The sequence below is a fragment of the Paraburkholderia hiiakae genome, assembly GCF_904848665.1.
GTDB classification, from domain to species: Bacteria; Pseudomonadota; Gammaproteobacteria; order Burkholderiales; family Burkholderiaceae; genus Paraburkholderia; species Paraburkholderia hiiakae.
In genome coordinates, this window is record NZ_CAJHCQ010000004.1 from 105883 (window position 1) to 128828 (window position 22946).

19 protein-coding genes are annotated in these 22946 nt (G+C 64.1%); 15 read left to right on the forward strand and 4 right to left on the reverse strand.

The genetic code is table 11. The features are described from left to right. Positions 1-4 precede the first annotated feature (4 nt). Positions 5-829 carry an NAD-dependent epimerase/dehydratase family protein gene (locus tag JMY28_RS09750; RefSeq protein WP_201695696.1) on the reverse strand — a complete coding sequence of 275 codons (825 nt, stop codon included), beginning with the start codon at positions 827-829 and terminating at the stop codon, positions 5-7. 69 nt (positions 830-898) lie between these two features. Next, positions 899-2206, reverse strand: coding sequence for an MFS transporter (locus JMY28_RS09755; RefSeq protein ID WP_407945490.1), 1308 nt, complete (start codon positions 2204-2206; stop codon positions 899-901). A gap of 542 nt (positions 2207-2748) precedes the next feature. On the opposite strand from JMY28_RS09755, the gene JMY28_RS09760 reads away from it, so the two are divergent. The 5 genes from JMY28_RS09760 (at position 2749) to JMY28_RS09780 (ending at position 7410) form a co-directional block, all read left to right on the forward strand. Beyond that, positions 2749-3483, forward strand: a complete 735-nt coding sequence (locus JMY28_RS09760; protein WP_201695698.1) for a ribonuclease activity regulator RraA — start codon at positions 2749-2751, stop codon at positions 3481-3483. Further along, positions 3480-4442 carry an SMP-30/gluconolactonase/LRE family protein gene (locus JMY28_RS09765; protein WP_407945491.1) on the forward strand — a complete coding sequence of 321 codons (963 nt, stop codon included), beginning with the start codon at positions 3480-3482 and terminating at the stop codon, positions 4440-4442. The genes JMY28_RS09760 and JMY28_RS09765 overlap by 4 nt, the downstream gene beginning before the upstream one ends. A gap of 24 nt (positions 4443-4466) precedes the next feature. After that, positions 4467-5375 carry an aldose epimerase family protein gene (locus JMY28_RS09770; protein WP_201695987.1) on the forward strand — a complete coding sequence of 303 codons (909 nt, stop codon included), beginning with the start codon at positions 4467-4469 and terminating at the stop codon, positions 5373-5375. A gap of 187 nt (positions 5376-5562) precedes the next feature. Further along, positions 5563-6252 (forward strand): FadR/GntR family transcriptional regulator, encoded by a 690-nt coding sequence (locus JMY28_RS09775; protein WP_201695699.1) that lies wholly within the window; start codon positions 5563-5565, stop codon positions 6250-6252. A 108-nt stretch (positions 6253-6360) separates the two neighbouring features. Then, positions 6361-7410 carry an alpha/beta fold hydrolase gene (locus JMY28_RS09780; protein ID WP_201695700.1) on the forward strand — a complete coding sequence of 350 codons (1050 nt, stop codon included), beginning with the start codon at positions 6361-6363 and terminating at the stop codon, positions 7408-7410. 132 nt (positions 7411-7542) lie between these two features. On the opposite strand, the gene phaP is transcribed toward JMY28_RS09780, so the two are convergent. Then, positions 7543-8106 (reverse strand): TIGR01841 family phasin, encoded by a 564-nt coding sequence (phaP, locus tag JMY28_RS09785; protein ID WP_201695701.1) that lies wholly within the window; start codon positions 8104-8106, stop codon positions 7543-7545. A 446-nt stretch (positions 8107-8552) separates the two neighbouring features. On the opposite strand from phaP, the gene JMY28_RS09790 reads away from it, so the two are divergent. From JMY28_RS09790 to JMY28_RS09800, 3 genes are all read left to right on the forward strand, one after another. Continuing rightward, entirely contained in the window at positions 8553-10016 is a 1464-nt protein-coding gene (locus JMY28_RS09790) for a catalase (protein WP_201695702.1), read from the forward strand. Between the two features lie 307 nt (positions 10017-10323). After that, complete coding sequence (locus JMY28_RS09795; protein ID WP_201695703.1) at positions 10324-10941, forward strand: cytochrome b; 618 nt, start codon at positions 10324-10326, stop codon at positions 10939-10941. 20 nt (positions 10942-10961) lie between these two features. Further along, positions 10962-12428, forward strand: coding sequence for a glycosyltransferase family 2 protein (locus tag JMY28_RS09800; protein ID WP_201695704.1), 1467 nt, complete (start codon positions 10962-10964; stop codon positions 12426-12428). Positions 12429-12461: 33 nt separating this feature from the next. Here JMY28_RS09800 and JMY28_RS09805 read toward each other — a convergent pair whose 3' ends face one another. Next, on the reverse strand, positions 12462-12764 hold the full coding sequence (locus JMY28_RS09805; protein WP_201695705.1) for a hypothetical protein: 303 nt from the start codon (positions 12762-12764) through the stop codon (positions 12462-12464). A gap of 358 nt (positions 12765-13122) precedes the next feature. On the opposite strand from JMY28_RS09805, the gene JMY28_RS09810 reads away from it, so the two are divergent. The 7 genes from JMY28_RS09810 (at position 13123) to JMY28_RS09835 (ending at position 22838) form a co-directional block, all read left to right on the forward strand. Next, the gene (locus tag JMY28_RS09810; protein WP_201695706.1) at positions 13123-14529 is read left to right on the forward strand and encodes a circularly permuted type 2 ATP-grasp protein; all 1407 of its coding nucleotides are present in this window, start codon (positions 13123-13125) and stop codon (positions 14527-14529) included. A gap of 40 nt (positions 14530-14569) precedes the next feature. Beyond that, a complete protein-coding gene (locus tag JMY28_RS09815; RefSeq protein ID WP_201695707.1) occupies positions 14570-15523 on the forward strand; it encodes an alpha-E domain-containing protein in 954 nt (317 codons plus the stop codon). A 52-nt stretch (positions 15524-15575) separates the two neighbouring features. Then, complete coding sequence (locus JMY28_RS09820; RefSeq protein ID WP_201695708.1) at positions 15576-16376, forward strand: transglutaminase family protein; 801 nt, start codon at positions 15576-15578, stop codon at positions 16374-16376. Positions 16377-16429: 53 nt separating this feature from the next. Then, a complete protein-coding gene (locus JMY28_RS09825) occupies positions 16430-17311 on the forward strand; it encodes a proteasome-type protease (RefSeq protein WP_201695709.1) in 882 nt (293 codons plus the stop codon). A 129-nt stretch (positions 17312-17440) separates the two neighbouring features. Beyond that, entirely contained in the window at positions 17441-19138 is a 1698-nt protein-coding gene (locus JMY28_RS09830; protein WP_201695710.1) for an acid phosphatase, read from the forward strand. A gap of 579 nt (positions 19139-19717) precedes the next feature. Then, positions 19718-20191, forward strand: a complete 474-nt coding sequence (locus JMY28_RS39515) for an integrase arm-type DNA-binding domain-containing protein (protein ID WP_407945492.1) — start codon at positions 19718-19720, stop codon at positions 20189-20191. A gap of 106 nt (positions 20192-20297) precedes the next feature. Then, positions 20298-22838 (forward strand): type VI secretion system Vgr family protein, encoded by a 2541-nt coding sequence (locus tag JMY28_RS09835; protein WP_201695711.1) that lies wholly within the window; start codon positions 20298-20300, stop codon positions 22836-22838. Positions 22839-22946 lie beyond the last annotated feature (108 nt).

Consider the following 22946-nt stretch of genomic DNA (forward strand, 5'->3'; position numbering starts at 1 on the left):
CGTATTACGATTGCTTGCCGCGCTTGTCCACCGGCGTGAAATCGAAGCTGGCGAAACTACCGCCCTGATAGCGCTGCGCAGTGGCGTCGAGCGGGTTCTTCTGCGCCAGAATTTCAGCGGCCCAATCTTCCGAGTTCTGCTTCGGCTCGTAGCCCAGGCGCTTCGCGTCGTCGTGCGCGCCTTCCTGAATCCAGTAGCTGCGCGTGTTGTTCGACACGCCCCACACTACGGCAAAGCCGATCTCATCCACATTGATCACACGATCGACGAGATGGAACAGGTCCTCGTGGCCGAACCACGTGCTCAATTGACGGAACTCGGTAGGCTTCGGCAGGCAGCTTCCAATGCGCACGTTCACGGTCTCGATGCCGTGCTTGTCCCAGTACAGGCGCGCGAGCGATTCGCCCCATGCCTTGGAAAGACCGTAGAAACCGTCCGGACGAAACGCGCAGTCGAGCGTGAGCTTTTCTTCCACGGGGTACATGCCGATCGCGTGATTCGAGCTCGCGAACAGAATGCGTTTCGTGCCGTGGCGGCGCATGCCTTCGTAGACTTCGACGAGGCCGCGCAGGTTGTTTTCGATGATCTCGGGCAGCGGGCGCTCGACACTCGTGCCGGCCATGTGGATCAGCACGTCCACGCCGTCGAGCAGGCGGTCGACTACGGCGGGGTCGCGCAGGTCGCCGTGCATCACGTCTTCGCCCGCGACGAGCGGTTCAAGCGGCTTCGAGCCGGCCGCGGAACGCAGGTTCACGCCGCGTTCGAGCAGGCCCTTGCGCAACACGGTGCCGAGCTGGCCGGCCGCGCCGGTCAATGCAACTTTCTTCACTGTGATTGTCCTCAGGTAGAAATGCCGAAAGCCGGCACCCTCGCGGGCGCCGGCCGGTGATGATGTCGATCAAGCCTTCACTTTATGCGAGGACTGGAGCGTGGGGTTGGCCGTGTTGTCCTTCTGCTCGTTCGAGATCAGTCGCCATGCCACGCAGGCGCCGATGATGTCGAACAGCATGAGGCACACGAACAACGGGTTATAACCGATCGTGCTGGCCACTGCGCCGACGATGAGCGAGAACACCGTCGCGCCGAGGTAGCCGAACATGCCCGAGAGACCCGTGGCTGTGGCGACTTCGTGCTGGCCGAACACGTCCGAAGCCAGCGTGAACAGCGCGCCCGAAATCGTCTGGTGTGCGAACGTGCCGACGCAGAAGAGGGCGATGGCGGCGTAGGGGCTCGCAACGAGGCCCACGCAGGCCGGACCGACCATCAGCAGCGCGCCGGTCGTGATGACGAGCTTGCGCGAGGTGATGAGCGAGCAGCCGAACCAGCGGATGAAGAGCGGCGCAAGGTAGCCGCCCACCAGACAGCCGAGGTCGGCGGCGAGGAACGGCAGCCACGCGAACATCGCGATTTCCTTGAGGTTCATGTGGCGCACGGTGACCATGTACAGCGGAATCCACGCGCCGAAGGTCTGCCATGCCGGTTCAGCGAGCATGCGCGGAATGCCGATGCCCCAGAAGCGGCGCGTCTTGAGCACTTCCTTGAACGAGGCACGGCGCCCGCGGCTCGACTTCTGCGCTTCGGTCTGGCCTTCGCGGATGTACTCGGCTTCTTCCGTCGACAGGCGCGGGTGCTCGGCGGGCATCTTGAAGAACACGAGCCACAGCGCCACCCAGATCAGCGCGCCGCCGCCGGTCAGCACGAACGCGAACTGCCAGTTGAACCTGAGAATGCACCACACGACGAGCGGCGGAGCGAGCATCGCGCCAATCGAGGTGCCGGTGTTGAGCCAGCCGGTCGCGACCGAGCGCTCCTTGGCCGGGAACCATGCGCTGATGGCCTTCATGCCGGCCGGGAAGATTGCGGCTTCGGTCAAGCCGAGCATGCCGCGGAAGGCCGCGAGTGCGGGCCAGCTTCCAGCGAGGCCGTGCAGCATGTTGGCGATGGCCCAGCCGAACGCGAAGATCGCGAAGCCGATCTTGATGCCCACGGAGTCGAGCACGAAACCGGCGACAGGCTGCGCGAGGGCATAGCAGGCCTGGAAGGCCGTGACCACGTATGAGTACTGCTGCGTGGTCATGTGAAGCGTTTCAGTCAGCGTGGGCGCGGCCACCGCGAGCGAGCTGCGCGCGAGGTAGTTGAAGATGGTGCCGATCATGATGAGGCCGATGATCCACCACCGCACCCCCTTGATTGTCTTGCGTTGCACTGCTCGTCTCCTGCTGTTGGCGGGCTCTGGCATGAAGCGGTGCCGGAAGGTGAGCCCGAATGGCTGTGTTTCTGTGCGTGGCGCCCGGTGCTGGCCTGGTGGCCTTGTTAGCCCTTGGTAGCTTTAGGTAGCTTTAGGTAGCCGCGTTGCTGGTCTCCCGCTGGCCGGGATGGAGGACGGTGCCGGTGCGTATCGGACCCCTCATGTAAGACATCATTCTATTTGGAGCAAAGTTGTAAAGCAAATATTGATGTGCTGGGGATTTCCCTAGTGCGAACTCGGGGTCGGACGCTCGAAGCGGCTTCTGGGCGCGGGTTTCTTGACCTGGATCGTGTTGGCGCCCACCGCGCTCGCCGAATTCTGCGATGTATTCCGCGACAGTCTGCCGGCTAGTCGTCATACATCCTGGTGCGGCCCGCAGCGCAATGGCAGGTTGACAATTTCCGTGTTGTATTACAACAATGCGATCCATCCGCTCGACAGTTTTTCGAGCCGCCGCCTGCGCCACGCGCACCACGACACACGACAACGGACGAGACACGATGAATTCCCCCGCCATCCCCGTGAGCGATGCCGCGCTCGAACAACTGCGCCACGTTTCCAATGCCACGCTCACCACGCAGCTCTTCAAGCGCGGCCTGCGCAATGTCTTCCTGCAGGGCGTGAAGCCGCTCGCCGCACCGGCGCCGGGCGCGCCGAACCTGGTCGGCCCGGCCTTCACGATGCGCAACATCCCGGCGCGCGAGGACCTCGACCAGTTGAGCGCGTTCCAGAACCCCGAACATCCGCAGCGCAAGGGCGTCGAAACCGTGCCCGCGGGCGCGGTGCTCGTGCAGGACTGCCGCGGCGTGACCGACGCCGCCTCAATGGGCTCGATCCTCGCCACGCGCATGAAGGTGCGCGGCGTGGCGGGCATGGTCTCGGACGGCCCCGTGCGCGACAGCGCGACCATCGCGGCGCTCGGCATTCCGGTGTTCTGCGCGGGCGCCTCGGCGCCGCTCAATCTCTGCAAGCACCACACGGTCGACCTGAACGTGCCGATCGGCTGCGGCGGCGTGGCCGTGTTTCCGGGCGACATCATCGTCGGCGACGCGGACGGTGTGGTCGTGATCCCGCGCCATCTGGCCGAGGACGTCGCGCGCGACGCGACGGAGCAGGAAACGCTCGAGCGCTTCATCACCGAGCGCATCGAGGCGGGCGCGGCGCTGCCGGGCACCTATCCGCCGAACGAGGCGACGCTTGCCGCCTACGAAGCCTGGAAGAAGGAGCAGCGTTGAGCACGCAACATGAAGCGACGCTAGATGCGGTGTCGAGACCGCCAGTGCGTCCGCTCGAGGCGCACGACGCGCGCCGCTCGTCGGTAGGCGAGTGCCCCGTCTGGCGCGCTGAGGAAAGCGCGCTTTACTGGGTCGATATTCCCGCGCAAATGCTCGTGCGCTATGCGGTCGATACGGCGCGTCGCACGGAGTGGGCGCTGCCGGAGCGCATTGGCTGCTTCGCGTTTGCCCACGATGGCGGCGTGCTCGCGGCGCTGGAGACGGGACTTTTCGCTGTGACGCTGCACGAACCGGCCGCGAACGCGCGGGCGGGCGAGGTGAGCGTGCGACCGCTCGCGAGCGTGGCGCACGAAGCCGCGCGCATGCGTTTCAACGACGGCCGCTGCGATCGTCAAGGCCGTTTCTGGTCCGGCACGATGGTGCAGGACGCGGCGGAGCCGAACCCGGCGGGCAAGCTCTATCGCTATACGGCGGAAGACGGCTTGTCGGCGCCCGTGATCGAAGGGTTGTGCACGCAGAACGGCCTCGCATGGTCGCCGGATGGCCGCACGATGTATCTCTCCGATTCACATGCGTCGAGCCGCCTGATCTGGGCCTTCGACTACGACATCGACGACGGCGTGCCCACGAATCGCCGCGTATTCGCCGATCTGCACGACTACACGGGGCGCCCCGACGGCGCGGCCGTGGACGCTGACGGTTGCTACTGGATCTGCGCGAACGACGCGGGCCAGTTGCTGCGCTTCACACCTGAAGGCCGGCTCGAGCGCAGCGTGGCGCTGCCGGTCGCGAAGCCTTCGATGTGCGCGTTCGGCGGCGCGAATCTCGATGTGCTTTACGTCACGACGATCTGCCCGCCGCAAACCGGCGAGCAGGACGGCCTGGTGTTCGCCATCGACGCCGGTGTGCGTGGCTTGCCTGAGCCTGACTTCGCGGGTTCGCTGCGCGCGACTGCCTGACCATTGCCCATGACGCGACACGATATGCCGCAGTTTCAGAACCAGGACGTCATCGAACTCGCGTGCGGCGCTTCGCGGCTGCGGGTCGCGCCGCAGGCCGGCGGGCGTCTGCTTTCGTGGACGATCGGCGGTGCGCCCGTCATCCATTGGCCCGAGGCGCCGGACTGGAGCAAACCGGGGCTGATCCGCGGCGGCAATCCGCTGCTGTTTCCGTTCATCGCGCGGCAGTGGGTGGATGGCCGCGTGGGCCAATGGCGCGACGCGCAGGGCGTCGTGCGGGAGATCCCGCTGCACGGCTTCGCGCGCGATCTGCCGTTCGTGGCGCAGATCGAATCGCAACGCGACGGCGTGCGCATGACGCTCAGCGACAGCGCGTCAACGCGCGAGATGTACCCATTCAATTTCCGCTTCGAGGCGGCCTACCGCCTTGCCGACGAAACGACGCTCGACGTGGCGCTGACCACGACGAACACGGGCGATGCGCGCATGCCGTACTACGCGGGCCATCACTTCTATTTCGCGCTGCCGCACACACAGCGCGGCGAGACGACGATCACGCTGCCGCGCAACGTCCATCGCCGTCAGTTGCCGGACGGCACGACGACCAAGGCCGCGCCGGGCGAGACGCACTATCGCTTCGACGACACGCAGATCATCGACCGCTTTCATTGCCTCGATGGCGAGCCGGATGTGCCCGTGCGCATCGAAATGCCGTCGCAACAGCGCGCAATTGAAATCGATCTGCGCCGGCCCGGTTCGGCGGCGTGGTATGCGGTCACGACCTGGACGCTCGCGAGCGATTCGGACTTTTACTGCATCGAGCCGTGGCTCGGCCTGCCCGACGCGATCCATACCGGGCTCGGCCTGCGCTGGCTGGAACCGGGGCAGACGCAGAAAGCGGAGCTGCGCATGCGCGTGAGCGCACTGCGATAGGGCGAGCGAGCGCAAAAGTGCTGGCAGCCGTAAAGTGGCCGCGAATTGGTAAAGCGGGTCCAAACGGGCCCGAGCGGGCTGAAACAGCCGCGAAACGGGGCTGGCCGGGGGCGCGTGGACGCTATCGGCCCGCCATATGACTTACAATTGACGACACTCCTGACAACCCAAAGTGCACCGTCCGATCATGTCTGAGCAGAAAGCGCCGAATATGCCGGCGCGGATTTACAGCGACATCCTCAATCGCATCATCGAGGGCGAGTACAAGGAAGGGGAGCGCTTGCCGACCGAGCACATGCTCGCGGAGCGCTTCGCGACCTCACGCCCCACGGTGCGCGAGGCGCTCGCCCAGTTACGCGCGGACGGTATCATCGCCACGCGTCACGGTTCGGGCACGACGGTCATGCGGCGCCCCGATCCGGACGTGCGCCGCTTCGCGCCGCTCGAAACGCTGTCGGACATACGCCGCTGCTACGAATACCGCGTGGTGGTCGAAGCCGGGGCGGCCTCGCTCGCTGCGCAAAAGGCGGAAGACGAAGACATCGCCGCGATCCGACGCGAGTGGGACAACCTGCAGACCATCATCGAGACCTCGGGCATTGGCGCGAAAGACGACTTCGCGTTCCATATGGCTGTCGCGCGCGCCTCGAAGAACCAGTTCTTCATCACGGCGCTCTCGGGCATCCAGGAACAGATGGTGTTCAGCATGAACCTGTCGCGCAACCTCTCGCTCGTGAAGTCGATCGAGCGGCAGCGCCTCGTGCAGCAGGAACACCTCGAAGTGCTCGAAGCGATCCAGGCGCGCGACGCCGAACGCGCATCGAACGCCATGCGCGCGCATCTCGAGCGCGCGGTGAACCGGATGTTCGGCTCCTGAGCATTCTGGCTTGCTCGTAACGGCGGCGCGCGTGCCGCCTTTACGCTGTCGCTGGTTCCCCTCTCGCGCGCACTTTCCCTTCGGCTGAAATTCGCGGCGAGTGCCTTCATGGGTTCAAACGTTCTGCGGCAACTGACAGTTGCGCTCGCGGCGAGCGCGCTGGCCGTTGCGCCCGCATTCGCGCAGGCGCGGCCCGTGCGTCCCGTCAGCGTGATCGCGGACGCGCGCATGCCCGTCGTTACGCCGCAAGGCCACGCGCAATTTCCGCTTTATGTGAGCGCAGACTGGAACGCGCCGCAGCCCGGCGTGCAGCGCGCGGTGGTCATCGTGCATGGCCGGCTGCGTAACGCCGATACCTACTTTCGCACCGCGCAGCATGCGCGCGAGCTGGCGGGCGTCGATCCCGCGAACACGCTGCTCGTCGCGCCGCAATTTCTCGCCACCGACGACGTGCGCGCGCACGATGCCCCCGACGATCTCCTGAGCTGGCGCGGCAACGCGTGGATGGCCGGATCGAATGCCACGAGTGGTGTGCCGGTGAGTTCATACGCCGTGCTCGACGACATCGCGCGGCGTCTTGCCGACCGGCGTCGGTTTCCCAATCTGAAAACGATTGTGTTCGCGGGGCATTCGGGCGGCGCGCAGTTGCTGCAACGTTACGCGATCGCCTTTCATGCGGATGAGCTTGCCGCCGAGGGAATCGACGTGCGTTTCGTGGTGGCGAGTCCGTCGTCGTACGCGTATTTCGATGCGCAGCGGCCCGACGCGAACGGCGCGCCATCGGCATTCGACGCCTCGCGCTGCGCGGACTTCAACCGCTGGAAATACGGCATGGAGCACCGGCCGGCCTTCATCGCCGACCGCACCCCCGCGCAGCTCGAAGCGGACTACGTGAAGCGGCGCATCGTTTATCTCGCGGGCGGCAACGATGTCGACCCGGCCTCGACATCACTCGACAAAACTTGTGCCGCGCAGGCGCAGGGCGCGCAACGCGTAGCGCGTGCACAGGGCTTCTATCGCTACCTGCAAACCCGTCACCCGGAGGGCTTGAACCAGACGTTTCATATTGTCCCCGGCGTGGGACACGACGGCGCGCGCATGCTCACCTCGAGCTGCGCACTGGCGACGATGTTCGATACGGGAAACTGCGGCGGTTGATGGCTCACGCCGTGTTGCAAAGGACTGAAAAAGCAAACGGGCGTGAACCTCGTATTGCACGAGATCCACGCCCGTCTTCAATCCGACTGGCGGCAGGGGTTGCCCCCGCCAGTGGAAAGCGAAGCGTAACGCTTAAGCAGACTGCTTGGCGGCGCGCGCCGACGCTTGCGCGACGGCCTTCGTCGCGGCCTTGCCGGCGGCGTCGAAATTGCTTTCCGCGAATTCCACGGCCTGCTGCGCAGCCTTGTTCACCGACGAGTACGCGCTGTTGGCGGCGTTCAGCGCCGTTTTGAGCGCGGCGACAGCGGCTTCCGAGCCGGCCGGCGCATTCTTCGCGGCGTTGTCCACGAACGTTTCGAGCGCGCGCTGTTGCGTTTCGTACTGCGACTGGGCGGCGGTAGCGAATTCAGCTTGCGTGGCCGAGACGATGCCGTAGACGCTGCGGCCGTAGGCGAGCACCTTTTCAGCGGCGGGCTGGGCAAAGCCGGCTTGCGCGGCGAAGAAGCCTTGCGGGTCCTTGGCCGACAGCGCGCGGTGGGCTTGTTCCTGGCTTTCGGCGAACGCCGAGCGGGCCGTTTCGATGTTGAGTTCGGCGAGCTTGATCGCGCCTTCAAATGCCTTGCTCGTCAGGCCGAAGAGGGCCTCGAGACCGGCTTTCTGGTTGGCGGCGAACTGTTCGGGGGTCGGCAGGTTCATGTCTCTTTCCTTTTGATGGACGCTACGCGTCGGTTTCGGTTACGAAAATGCGAAAACATTCGGTTCGATCACCGGTTCGCGCAGAGAAGATTTTGTGCGATGCAGCAATCGAGTTCATAGTAACCCATCCATAAATCGTGTCAAGAAGTTTTTGTGCGTCGCAACAATTATGTAAACGCCTGATTTTTGGTGGAAATTTCCAACAGCGTGGCAGGCGTCCAGACAGGCTGCGAAGTGTATGAACCGCTTGAGCGCAGCGCTTCGCGTCTGCGGGCAAAATGGCCTTTCCCTCGGGGGCGCGCGGGCGGCGAAGGGTGGCCCGCGCTCCACCCGGGTTGGTCCCCAATCTAGCGATGGCGGCCCCGAGCACGGCTCGAACACGCTGAAGCAGTCGAACCGGCGTGGTGCGCGCAGCCGCCATTCGCGAATCCATCAGGAGAGCGGTAATGGGTGCATCGAACGACAAGTCTCTTGGCCACTCCACGACGAGCACCGGCGCGCCGGCTGTCAGCGACCGTAACTCGCTCTCGATCGGCCCCGACGGTCCGATCGTGCTGCACGACGTGCATTTCCTCGAGCAGATGGCGCATTTCAATCGCGAGAAGGTGCCCGAGCGCCAGCCGCACGCGAAGGGCGCTGGCGCATTCGGCGAATTCAAGACCACCGAGGATGTGTCGCGCTACACGAAGGCGGCGCTGTTCCAGAAGGGCGCCGCCACGGAAATGCTGGCGCGCTTTTCGACCGTCGCGGGCGAAATGGGCAGCCCCGACACCTGGCGCGACGTGCGCGGCTTCTCGCTGAAGTTCTACACGACCGAGGGCAACTACGATCTCGTCGGCAACAACACGCCGGTTTTCTTCGTACGCGACCCGATGAAGTTCCCGCACTTCATCCGCAGCCAGAAGCGTCTGCCCGACTCGGGCCTGCGCGATGCCGAGATGCAATGGGACTTCTGGACCAACAATCCCGAGTCGGCGCACCAGGTCTCCTATTTGATGGGCGAGCGCGGCCTGCCGAAAACGTGGCGCCACATGAACGGCTACGGCTCGCACACCTATATGTGGGTGAATGCGAAGGGCGAGAAGTTCTGGGTCAAGTACCACTTCCACACGAACCAGGGCATGCAGTTCTTCACCAACGCCGAAGCCGCGGCAATGGCGGGCGAAGACGCCGACTTCCACCGCCGCGATCTGTTCGATGCGATCAAGCGCGGCGAATTTCCGTCGTGGACGCTCTCCGTGCAGGTCATGCCGTATGCGGAGGCGAAGCAGTACCGCTTCAATCCGTTCGATCTCACGAAGACGTGGTCGCACAAGGACTATCCGCTCATCAAGGTCGGCACGATGTCGCTCAACCGCAACCCGGAGAACTTCTTCGCGCAGATCGAGCAGGCTGCGTTCTCGCCGGGCAACACGGTGCCGGGCATCGGGCTCTCGCCGGACAAGATGCTGCTGGGTCGCGCGTTCGCGTATAACGACGCGCAGCGTGCGCGTATCGGCACGAACTTCAACCAGCTGCCGGTGAATCGTCCGAAGGTGCCGGTGCAGACCTATATGTTCGACGGCAACATGGCCTACGAACACAGCGGCAACGCGCCGACCTATGTGCCGAACAGCTTCGGCCGTCCGTGGGCGGATACGACGGGCGCCGCCGACGACGGCTGGGAAGCCGACGGCGACATGGTGCGCAGCGCCTACTCGCTGCATGCCGAAGACGACGATTTCGGCCAGCCGCACGATCTTGTGCGCAACGTCTTCAACGACAAGCAGCGCGAGGCGCTGATCCAGCAGGTGGTGGCGAGCCTGAACGGCGTGGGCAGCCCCGTGCGCGAGCGCGTGTTCGACTACTGGAAGAAGATCGACGCCGAAGTGGGCGGGCAGATCGAAACGCAGGCGGGCAGCGGGAAGTAAGCCGCCGAAGCTGCGAACGCGGCGCCGCCGCGAATGAACCGGAACGGTCTTCAGGAGCCGTTCCGGTTTTTCTTTTGCATCACACCATTTCAGGGGCGCCACATGACGGCCGACTGCGGACGGCCGACTGCCGCCAAACTGGCAGAACCGCCATCTAGCGGATTCTGCACCGTCAGGGACGAGGGGGCATAATGCGCGAGTCGCTGTGTGGGCAGCATCGCGCAACCCCGCCGGCGTGCAACGCGCGGCGGGAATAAATTGGCCGCGCGGTGCGTTATCCCTACTGATCCGCAACAGCCAGGCCCACGTGAAAACCTCCCTTTCCGCCGAAACCGACTTTGCCGATGCCGCCGCCGGCGCGCAGAAGTACACGCGTGTTGCCGTGCTATTGCACTGGTTGATCGCGCTACTGATCCTCACGAACGTCGCGCTGGGTCTGACCGCCGCGCTGCTGCCCGACGGCGCGCTATCGGACACGGCCATCCGCTTCGTGATCGACACGCACAAGTCGATCGGCATCACCGTGCTGGGGCTCGCGATCCTGCGCGTGCTGTGGCGTCTCACCCATCGCCCGCCGGCGCTGCCCGCCGAATTTCCCGGCTGGGAGCGCGCGTCGGCCCACGCCGCGCACGTCGCGCTCTATGTGCTGATCTTCGCGATGCCGCTCTCGGGCTGGCTGCACGACTCCGCCTGGGTCGCCGCCGCCTCGCATCCCATGTATCTCTTCGGCCTCGTGCAATGGCCGCGCATCGGCTTCATCATGAATCTCGATCCGGCCACGAAGGAACAGTTGCACAACCAGTTCGGCGCGCTGCACACGGCGTGCAGCTATGCGCTTTATGGCGTGCTCGCGCTGCATATTGCGGGCGCGCTCAAGCATCAATGGATCGATCGTCATTCGGTGATTCGCCGGATGATGCCGTGAGCAACACGTAAGGGTACGACTTGAAAAACACGCTTGAAGAGGCGCTCGCCCGCACGTCGCCGCGCTTCGTGCCGCCTCCCACGCCGTTCGCGAGCATTGCGATTCATCTGGGCGTCATGGCGCTCTGGTTCGTGCTGTTCGCGCGCGCGTTCTTCCTGCACGGCGTGGTCGCATGGTCCACTGGCATTGCCTATGTCGTCTACGACACGGTGTTGCTGCTGTTCGTCGCCTGGAAGGCGCGCGTGCTGCTTGCGCCTGCGGCAACGCCCGCCGCCGCCGGCGAGGCGAAGTTGCCGACGCTCGGCGTGATCGTCGCCGCGCACAACGAAGCGGCCGTGCTGCCGATCACGCTCGACGCGCTGTTCGCGCAGACCCGCGCCCCGCAGCAGATCGTGATTGCCGACGACGGCTCGACCGACGGCACGGCTGCCTTGCTCGCGCAGCGCTACGGTCTGGCCGATCCAGGCGTTGGGCAGTTGAGCGCGCCTTCGCCGCAGTATCCGAATCTGCGCTGGCTGAAGCTCGCGCACGGCGGCAAAGCGCGCGCGCTCAACGCGGCGCTGCTTGCGATCGCAACGGAAACGGTCATGACCGTGGACGCCGACACGCTGCTCGAACCCGACGCATGCGCGGCGATGGCGAGCGCATTTGGTCGTGAGCCGGCACTGGTCGCAGCGGCGGGCCTGCTCACGCCGGTTTGCGACCATACGCTCAGCGGCCGCTTTTTCCAGTGGTTCCAGACCTACGAGTACATCCGCAATTTCATCTCGCGCTTCGCGTGGATGCGCGCCGACAGCCTGTTGCTCATCTCGGGCGCGTTTGCCGGCTTTCGCCGCGATGCCGTGATGGCCGTGGGCGGCTTCGATGCGGATTGCCTCGTGGAGGACTACGAACTGATTCACCGGTTGCGCCGTTACTCGGCACTTAGGGGGCTGGGCTGGGACGTGCGCGTGCTCGGCACGGCCCGCGCGCGCACCGACGCGCCCGGCACGCTCACGACCTTCCTGCGTCAGCGCCGCCGCTGGTTCGCGGGCTTCCTGCAGACGCAGTACTGGTATCGCGACATGACCGGCAACCGCCAGTATGGAAAGCTCGGTCTCATGATGCTGCCCGTGAAGGCGTTCGACACGGTGCAGCCTATTTATGGGCTGACGGCGTTCGCGCTGTTGATCGGCTTTTTGTTCGACGGCCGCTTTACGATCGTGCTGCCGGTGCTCGGCGTGATTGTCGGCAAGATCGCGATCGACCTCGCGTTTCATTTGTACTCCGTCCATCTTTACCGGCGCTGGAGCGGTGACCGCACGCACTCGAGCTTCGGCATGGCGTTGCTTGCCGCCATCTTCGAGCCGTTCTCGTTCCAGTTGATGCGCCACAGCGGCGCGGCACTCGGCTGGCTGCATTTCCTGCTCGGGCGGCGCAAGTGGGGCGTGCAAAACCGCACGGGCCTCGCGGCGGCGCGCAGCCGCGAGAGCGCGGCGTCCCAATGATCTGATTCCAGTGGTATTCGACTTGCTCCCACGTTAATCGGCCGCGCCAGGCGCGCGGCGCCGGCTTTTTATCCGGTCAGGGATCGTCAGCGGATCGTGGCGGCGCTCCACCACGTACTGCCTCTCTCCAAAGCCGAAGCACAGGACCATTGCGTTGTCGAAGCCGCGCGCGAGTGCGATGACCCAGGCATCGACGTCGTGCACGCGCAGGCAGATGTCGGTGTGCCAATCGCGCTGCACAACGGCAATGTAGGTGTGCGTTGGGCCATCGGCCACAGGTTCGATCGCGGCGGCCAAGGGCCCGCCCACGTTCGTGCACGCGCCGAGCGCGAGCACGATCGCGCCAAGCGCTTGCCACGCAGCGATTTTCGTAGGACGCTCGTCTAAGCAGGTCGCTTCGGTCATTGAAACCCTGACCCATTCAGTTGCATGTCGTTTCTGCATATACCGTGCCGCGCGAGCACGTTGCACCAGCTTGAAGCGCAAATGCGGCGCAGCATTGACATGCCCCGTTTCGATACTGCCGATCATGCCTGTGTTGCACCAATCGAGCGCATGAAACAAGGCCCGATCGCGATGGCATACGCCTTGCTTTTTAGCTTGTACCGCAGCGCGCGACGCATCTCGCCTCAATCATGAGACGAAACGCGGCAGCGCCGCTGACGCAGTTGCACTCACGCGCGAGAACGAACCGATGCAAGTCCATGACGAAATGCGCGACGAGGGCGCGGTGCGCCCGCACTACGAACGCTTCCAGCAATGGCTGGAGAGGCAGACTGGCGAGACGATGGCGCGCAAACGCGCCGAGGCGGACTTGTTGTTCAGGCGAGTCGGCATCACGTTCGCGGTGAATGGCGACCTCTCCGGCACCGAGCGCCTGATTCCTTTCGATCTTATTCCACGCATCATTCCTGCAGACGAATGGGCTCTGCTCGAGCGCGGACTACGCCAGCGCGTGCAGGCGCTCAACCTGTTCCTGCACGACGTCTATCACGAGCGCAACATCGTACGCGCCGGCGTGATTCCGGCCGAGCAGGTCTACACCAATGCGCAGTACCGTCCGGAGATGCAGGGGATCGACTTGCCGCTCGGCGTGTATGCGCATATCGCGGGCATCGACATCGTGCGCGATGGGCGCGACGGCGCGTTCTACGTGCTCGAAGACAATCTGCGCGTGCCCTCGGGCGTCTCGTACATGCTCGAAAACCGCAAGATGATGATGCGGCTCTTTCCCGAGTTGTTCGTCCAGCACAAAGTGGCGCCGGTTGCGCACTATCCCGACCTGCTGCTCGAAACGCTGCGCGCGGTGGCGCCCGAAGGCGTGGACGATCCGACCGTGGTGCTGCTCACGCCCGGCATGTACAACTCCGCGTATTTCGAGCATACGTTCCTCGCGCAGCAGATGGGCGTCGAGCTGGTGGAGGGCAAGGATCTCTTCGTAGAGGATAACTACGTATTCATGCGCACGACGCAGGGACCGCGTCGCGTGGATGTGATCTATCGGCGCGTGGACGACGATTTTCTCGATCCCCTGGCGTTTCGCTCTGACTCCGCGCTCGGCGTGCCGGGACTGCTCACGGCGTATCGCGCGGGCCGCGTCGTCCTTGCGAATGCAATGGGCACGGGCGTGGCCGACGACAAATCGATCTATCCGTATGTGCCCGACATGATCGAGTTCTATCTCGGCGAAAAGCCGATCCTGAAGAACGTGCCGACGTGGCAATGCCGCCGGCCTGACGATCTCGCCTGGACGCTCGAACATCTGCCGGACCTCGTCGTGAAGGAGGTGCACGGCGCAGGCGGCTACGGCATGCTCGTTGGGCCCGCTTCCACGCGCGAGGAAATCGAGGCATTTCGTGCGCGGCTCCTGGCGCGCCCAGGCAACTACATCGCGCAGCCCACGCTGTCGCTCTCCGCTTGCCCGACTTTCGTCGAGGCGGGCATCGCGCCGCGACATATCGATCTGCGGCCCTTCGTGCTCTCCGGCAAGACGATCCAGATGGCGGCTGGCGGCCTCACGCGCGTGGCGCTCAAGGAAGGCTCGCTCGTCGTCAACTCGTCGCAGGGTGGCGGGACCAAGGACACGTGGGTGCTCGAATGATTTCAATTGCCATGATGCACGTACAAGAAGAGGGTCGATCATGCTGAGCCGCACCGCCGATCATTTGTTCTGGATGGCCCGCTACATGGAGCGCGCGGAAAATACCGCGCGCATGCTGGACATCAACCTGAAGGCGCTCCTGCTGCCTGGCAGCGCGGACGCGGAGGCGCGCACGCATCGCGCGATGCTGCGCATCTCCGAACTGGAGCCCGCCTTCGATGCCCGCCACGAAGAAACGACCAGCAGCAACGTGCTCAAGTTTCTCGTTGCGGACCCAACGAACCCGTCGAGCATTTACTCGTGCTTGCAGGCGACCCGTGAGAATGCCCGCGCGGTGCGCGGCACGCTCACCACGGAATGGTGGGAAACGATCAACGACACGTGGCTGCAATTCGTCGAGCTGTTGCGCGGCAGTGAGCTGGAGGCCCGTCCCGATGCGCTGTTCGAGTGGGTGAAGTTCCGCTCGCATCTCTCGCGCGGCGTGCGCCTTGGCACGGCGTTGCAGGACGACGCGCTGTTCTTCACGCAGCTCGGCACGTTCCTCGAACGCGCGGACAACACGGCGCGGATTCTCGATGTGCGTTTCGTCGACGTGGAGAACGCCGACTCGCGCTCGGCCGCGCGTCAGCTCGAGGACTTCTATTACTGGACCTCGATTCTCAGCTCGGTCTCCGCGCTCGAAATCTATCGCAAGGTTTACCGCGACGTGGTGACGCCCGCGCGCGTGGTGGAGCTGCTCATACTCAACGAGCAAATGCCGCGCTCGCTACTGGCATCGCTGGACGGCGTCTGCACGAATCTCGCGATGCTGCGCACCGAGAGCTCGCGCGAAGTCGAGCGCACCGCGGGCAAGCTACGCGCCGAGCTGCTTTACGCGGACCTGCGGCAGATCTTCTCGATGGGCGTGCATACGTTTCTCACGCAGTTTCTCGCGCGCGTGTACGAGCTGGGCAATCAGGTTGCGCGCACCTATTTGATGTTGCCGGTTGGTTAGCGCGATTGAGCGCTCGTCGATATCCAAAACGTCTCGATGGAGGAATCACCTCATGCAGCTCGCGATCCGGCACGACACGGTCTACCGCTATGAAGCGCCCGTGCATTATTCGATCCAGCAGTTGCGGCTTTCGCCGCTCACCTCGCCCACGCAGGTCGTCACGCAATGGCACGTCGAGGCGCCCGGCAAGCTCGACACGAGCCGCGACGCCTATGGCAATGCGCTGATGACGCTGGTGCTCACACGACCTCACAGGGAAATTCGCGTGCGCGTGCGCGGCGAGGTCGAGACTGTGGCGCTGCCCGACGGCCGGCTGCCCGAAGGCGAGGGCATGGTGCCGATGCACCATTTCACCTCGCCCACGCGCCTCACCGAGGCCGACGCCGCACTCACGGAATTCGCGTTCAGTCTGCCGCCGCTGGACGATACAGCGGCCATTCTCCACGCGGCTTCGCGCATCACGGAGCGCGTGCGCTATGAATCTGGTGTCACAGATGTGACGCATACCGCGGCGGACGCGTTGGCGCTAGGCCGTGGCGTGTGCCAGGATCACGCGCATGTGATGCTGGCGGTGTGCCGCGCGCGCGGCGTGCCGGCGCGTTATGTGAGTGGTTATATCGACCCCGGCGACGTGCCCGAGATGGCGAGCCACGCCTGGGTCGACGTGTGGCTCGACAACGGCTGGGTGACCGTGGACGTCACGCACGCGTGTTTCGCAAGCGAAAAATATTGCCGGATCGCGGTGGGGCGCGACTACGATGCAGCGGCGCCGGTTCGCGGCCGTCGCGTGGGCGGGGCCGGAGAAACGCTCGATGTCAGCGTGCACGTGAGCGCGCACCAGTCGCAGCAATAGTTTTCCCGCTATAACAAAAACAGCGACGAAGACAGGGACAGGCAAGGAGGCGCATGACGTACTGTGTGGCAATGGCAGTGGAAGAGGGGCTCGTGTTTCTTTCGGACACGCGCACGAACGCGGGTGTCGATCACATCAGCACGTCGCGCAAGATGGCCGTGTTCGAAGAACCCGGCGAGCGCGTGCTCGTGCTGCTCGTCGCGGGCAACCTGGCTATCACGCAGGCTACGCTCCAGGTCTTGACCGAGCCGCAGGAAGCGGGGCGCGCCACGCTCTGGAACACGCCAACCATGGTCGAGGCCGCGCGCGTGGTGGGCGAAGCCGTGCGCGAAGTGCACCGGCGCGACGCGCAAGCGCTCAAGACGTTTAACGTCGAGTTCAACTGCAGCTTCATCCTCGGCGGCCAGATCGGCGGCCATCCCATGCGGCTTTTCCAGATCTACGCGGCAGGCAATTTCATCGAGACGTCGAGCGTCAATCCGTATTTCCAGATCGGCGAGTCGAAGTACGGCAAGCCGATCATCGACCGCGTGCTGACGCCGCACACCCCGCTCGACGAAGCCGCGAAGTGCGCGCTCATCTCCATGGACTCGACGCTGCGCTCGAACCTCTCGGTCGGCCTGCCGCTCGACCTGCTCGTGTACGAGCGCGACGCGCTGCGTGTCACGCGATACGCGTCGCTCGACCAGTCGAATACGTATTTCCAGATGATTCATTCGACATGGGGCGAGCGGCTGCGCCAGGTGTTCGGCGAGATTCCCGATCCGCTCTGGACCGACGAAGGCGATGTGCCGCGCCACGAGCGCACGACGCTGCCGAGCGCGCCGCGCGCCGGGCATGAAGGGCACGCGAGCGAACCGCGGCCCGCGCAAACGCTCGCGCAAGCCCAGCCGCACGGCGCTTCGAGCACGCCGCGCATGCTGCGCGACGGCTAAAACGGCGGCTTGCGCGTCGTGCGCGCGAACTTCCCTTTTGCCTCGCCAACTGCGCAACCGGTATCCTCCTGCGTAATATTCGCGGTACGGCGCGCGTAATGCGCGTCCCTTCGACGAGGAGGCAGACTGATGAAGCAGAACGACGACCCGAAGAACGGGCGCCCCGAAGACCCTTCCATTCCCACCGGCCCGGACGACCCCGCGCGCCGCCGTGTGCTCGGCGGCATCGCGGCGGTTGGCGTGGGCCTCGCGCTCGGCGGCTGCGAGACGCCGGCGCAAAGCGTCGCGAGCGCGCCGCGCACCGCCGCCGACGCGCGTGTCGATGCCGCGCTGCGCGACCAGGTGCGCCAGATCGTCGTGATCTACGCGGAGAATCGCAGCTTCGTCAATCTGTACGGCAACTTTCCCGGTGCGCAAACGCCACTTGCGAGCGTGAGCGCCGAGCGCTACGCGCAGCTCGATCGCGACGGCAAGACGCCGCTGGCGCAGTTGCCGAAGATCTGGGGTGGCCTCGTGCCCCAGGCGCAGGAGCTGGATGGCAAGCGCTACATGATTGCGGAGCATCAGATCACGGGTCTCTCGAACCGCCCGTTTCTTATCGTTGATGCGCATGGCAATCCGCTGCCGAACGGCATCATCACGCGCGATCTGGTCCATCGCTTCTATCAGAACCAGATGCAGATCAACGCGGGGCGCAACAACCAGTTTGCCGCGTGGGGCGATGCGGGCGGCCTCGTCATGGGCTACTACGAGAATTCCGCGCAGACGCTGCGGCTCTGGAATATCGCGCAGCAGTACACGCTCTGCGATCACTTCTTCATGGCCGCGTTTGGCGGCTCATGGCTCAACCACATCTTCCTGATCTCGGCGCAGGTGCCGCAATACGCCGATATCCAGACGAGCGCCGCAAAGCATCTCGCCTCGGTCGTCGAGGGCATTGACCCCACCGGCACGCGCCTGAAGGTCGCGGCGAACTCGCCGGCCTCGGCGCTCGATGGCCCGCCGAAGTTCGTGAACGACGGCCTCTTCACGCCCGATGGCTACGCCGTCAATACGATGGCGCCGCCGTATCAGCCGAGCAATGTGCGAGCGTCGGAAGACGGCAACCGCGCGCTCGCCGATCCGTCCAATCCGCGCGTGCTGCGCCCGCAGACCTACGCGACGATCGGCGACCGGCTCTCGGCGAAGGGCGTCGACTGGGCCTGGTACAGCGGGGCCTGGCAGTACGCGCTGGATCATCAGGACACTGGCGCGGTGCCCGACTTCCAGTATCACCACCAGCCGTTCAACTACTTTGCCAGCTTCGCGCCGGGCACGGCCGCGCGGTCGCGTCACCTGCGCGATGCGGGCGTGGGCGACGATCCGTCGACCAACCGTCTGCTCGCGGACATCGACGCAGGGCGGTTGCCTGCCGTTACGTTCTATAAGCCGCAGGGCAACCTGAACATGCACGCCGGCTATGCGGACGTCGAATCGGGCGACCGTCACGTCGCGACCGTGATCGAGCACATCCAGCGCGGCCCGCAATGGGCGAACACGATGATCGTGGTGACGCACGACGAGAACGGCGGCTGGTGGGATCCGGTCGCGCCGCCCGTGGGCGACCGCTGGGGCCCGGGCTCGCGCATTCCGGCGCTCGTGATCGCGCCGTTCGCGAAGAAGGGCTACGTCGATCACACGTTCTACGACACGGTTTCGATCCTGCGCTTCATCAGCCGCGTGCATGGGCTCGCGCCGCTCGATGGCGTGGCCGCGCGCGATCAGGCGTTCCTCTCGCGAGGGCAGACGCCGCCTGGCGATCTCACGGCGGCGCTCGATCTGGCCTGAGTGCTGCGCGCATCGATGGGGAGAGGGCGGTGGCCGTCGCGAAACGTTTGCGTCGCCGCCCCGGTTGCCCATCGGAAACGCAAATTGATGCAAGCGCGACACAAGCGACGAACTCTCCATCCGATCAATGAGTTGGCGCGCTCGTCAGGCGGTTATCAACAGGTTTGTCACCAAAAACTGTGGACAACTTTGGTGCGCAAAAAATATGCATCTTCTGTGTCGTTTGCGAGCTTCCTGTTTCCAATCAGTGACTTGGTGCGGATGTCCAGAAGTTGCCCACAGGGCTGTGAACAAAATCTGTGGAAAAGCCCCAGCGCGTTTTTCCATGAGATGCTGCCGCTGCAACAATCGCTGACTCAGCGCACAACCCGAATCGCATCAAGCACTTGGCGCGGTCGTCCCAGGGTTACGCACAAGGCTGTGAACAGAATCTGTGGACAAAACTACGCTGCTTTGAACAAGTCCCACAAACATCTGTTCTGTTTGGATTCAATAGCTCGCAGGTTATGACGTTGGTCCAGGCTCGAACTGGAATCCCGCCAACGCATCTGTTCTGTCCGGGAAGCCAAGGGCGTCAGTCTGCACTTCCACTACCGTTACCGCTTCCAGGGCGAGTCGCGCGAAATGGCGCTGGGTGCATGGCCGCGCAACCCGCTCGACGCCATCCGTTCTAACTTCGAGGAAACGAAGCAGCGCGTCGGGCGTGGCGGCGACCCGACGGCCCAGAAGCGGGCCGTCGGATGCCGGCACCAGCGGCAGGATGCGCGCGAACAGGAGCGGACCGAGCGGCGACTGACGGTCGCAGCCATGTTCAAAGCTTGGCATCCGAGGCAATGGCGGAGACCACGCCTCAGCGTGCAAAGGCTTCAGATGAAGAACCGCCCAAGCCGCGGAGTTGCGCGAGCGCATACGGCAGTTCGAATCGCGCGCCCCGACAGCAAGATGGCACTTTGCCGTGCACGGAATGTTTCGTTATGCAGATGGATAACAATGGCTCGAAGGCCTGCAATTCTGCATTGGTGTTGGCGAGCTTGCGCCACGTCAAGCATTTGATTTCGGTATAGCCCACGCAGCAGAAGATGCCCTATTTTTCCTTTTCTGGAAGTGGAAATGGGCGGATGCCTGCAACACGATCCGCCGGTCTGAAAAAGGAGAAGGCATGGCGGAATTTGATCCACTACGTCCCGATATCACGGGCAGGCAGGCGTATCGCCTGGAGGTTCCCGGAACGCAGAGCGCGCTAGATTTATCGGTTGTGTCGTTCACGGCCACCGAAGCGATGGGAGAGCCGACCGAAGTGATTATCGAGGCAACCCATCCGTCGCACTTGCCCCGCGCGGACTACGTGAACCTTGATGCCGTCTTCAGCATCGTGAACGACGATGGGGCCGTGCGGAGATTCTCAGGCTACCTCGAACGCGTTTCGGTCATCCAGAAGACGAACGACTTTACGATGCACCAGTTTGTTCTGAAGTCACACTTCGGACGACTGGCGGCAGTGACGACCACCGAAGTCTATCAACACAGGACGACACCCGAAATCATCATGGCGGTGCTGCGCCGGCACGGCATCAAGGACCATCAGGTTTCGTTCCAGCTGCGCCGCCAGTATCCGGTTCATCTGTGGCACTTCCAGCACCAGACGACCGACCTTGCATATGTCCAGATGCTGATGCAGAAGGCGGGCGTCTACTCCTTTATCCAGGAGACGGAGTACGGCGACCAGATCGTTTTTGCCGATGACATCGACCACTATCTTTACGACGAGCCTCAGCGCATTGTGCCGTACCGCGAGACAGCGGGTCTGGAAGCGGGAGTGGAGGCGGTCACGGCACTGAAGACTCACGCGGAAACGGTGCCGCAGTCGTACACGGTTGCAGACTACAACCCGGAAAGCGCCTGGGAGCGATTCAAGGACAGCACCAATGTCGCGCCGCAGGACCCGACCACGTATGGCCAGCCCTATGTCTACGGCACCCACCACATCGACCAGGCCGGGGCGAAGTGGGAAGCGCAGTTGCGTCACGAGGCAGCCCTTGCACGGCAGGTCATCTACGAGGGCGGGAGCAACGTTCTGGCGTTGCAGTGCGCAAGCGTGCTGGAGACGGATTTCGTCCTGCCCGACGCGCTCAAAGGCCAGGTTGTGATCGAGGTCAGGCACAGTGGTGCGCGCGACCAGCCCTATACGAACCGCTTCAGGGCCATTCCCGCCGACCGGCGTTTCAGGCTCCAGCTCAAACCGGAAAAATGGGCGCGTATCTCCGGCACACTCTCAGCACGAATTTGCAGCCCGGACAAATATTCTTACGGCTATCTCAATTCCGTCGGCTACTACGTCGTTCGTCTGGACGCCGACTTCGGCAACTGGCCCAAAGGCGGCGAGAGCGTGCCGCTGCGCCTGGCCAAACCCTTCGCGGGCAAGCTGCAAACCGGCATGCACTTCGTCGCGCTGGACAATGACGAGGCCGTGATCTCATTTCGGGATGGCGACCCGGACAAGCCGGAAATCGTCGGCTTCCATCACCACAGCCAGGCGCGCGACCTCATCACGAACGACCGTCGCTGGCTCTCGCGCAACATGATCCGAACGCAGTCGAACAACAAGCTGCGCATGGAGGACTGGGCGGGCCAGGAGGGGATCAAGCTCAGTACCGAGCACTCGGGCAAGTCGCAATTGAATCTCGGCTATCTGGTGAACCAGAAGCTCGAATACCGGGGTGAGGGCTTTGAGGTCCGGACATCGGGCTGGGGCGTCAGCCGCGCAGGCAAGGGCCTGCTTCTGACGGCATACGACAGGCCCGCTGCCACGGGCACGCAACTCGACATGCAGGAAATCATCGCGCAGCTGGAAAGCGCGCTGGCCACGGCGAAGGCGCTGGCCGCGTCCGCCAGCAGCGCGAAGGCCGAGCCTGCTGACACCGACGCGCAGCAGCAGATGAAGGAGGATTTCGACGGTCTGAAGAAGCCGGGGCTGCTCGCGGGCACGCCCGCCTCGGCGGGGATCGTGGCGGGCCAGGGCATCCAGTTCGCGGCGCAGGGCGACATCAGCACGGTGGCCGGGAGGAACGCCGCCTGGAGCGTGCTCAAGCGCTTCACGGTCGCAGCGGGCGAGAAGATATCGCTGTTCGCGCAGAAGCTCGGCGTGAAGATTTTTGCGGCGAAGGGACCGGTTGAAATTCAGGCGCAAAGCGGCCCCATGTCGTTCACCGCAGACACGGACGTGAGCGTCGCTAGCGTCAACGGCAAGGTCCAGGTCTCGGCGGCAAAGGAAATCATCCTGGAATGCGGCGGTGCGTTCATCCAGTTCAAGGACGGCAGCATTACCCTGGGCGGTCCCAACGACCTGTTCCTGAAGGTCATCACGGTCCAGAAGAAGGGCAAGGCGTCGATGCACATTCCCGCATCACTTCCGCCCGTGCCTATCGAGCAGAACGCGGCTGAACTGTACATGCAGACGTTTGATGCGAGCACGGTTGTCACCAATCGGGGAGATGGGCTGACTCTCGCTAGCCAGCCGTACCGTGTCTATCTGCCGGATGGAACAATCAAGCAGCAGGGTGTGCTGGTTGAAGGGGCAACGTTTAGCGTCAGCACTGCGGAACCGGTAAAGGTCAGGTGTGAAATTGGAGCCGGGGATTGGGGGGTAGTCGAAGACGCTTACGATCATGGCGAACCGGAAAATGACATCACGCAGGCTTGATATCTGCACGCTTTCTTAAAGTGACTTGTTGAGGCTAACAGATGGCATATTCAAGACATCCACGTAAACCGGTGGCACCGAAGGCCCCGCCATCGCCCTTTGTGGAAG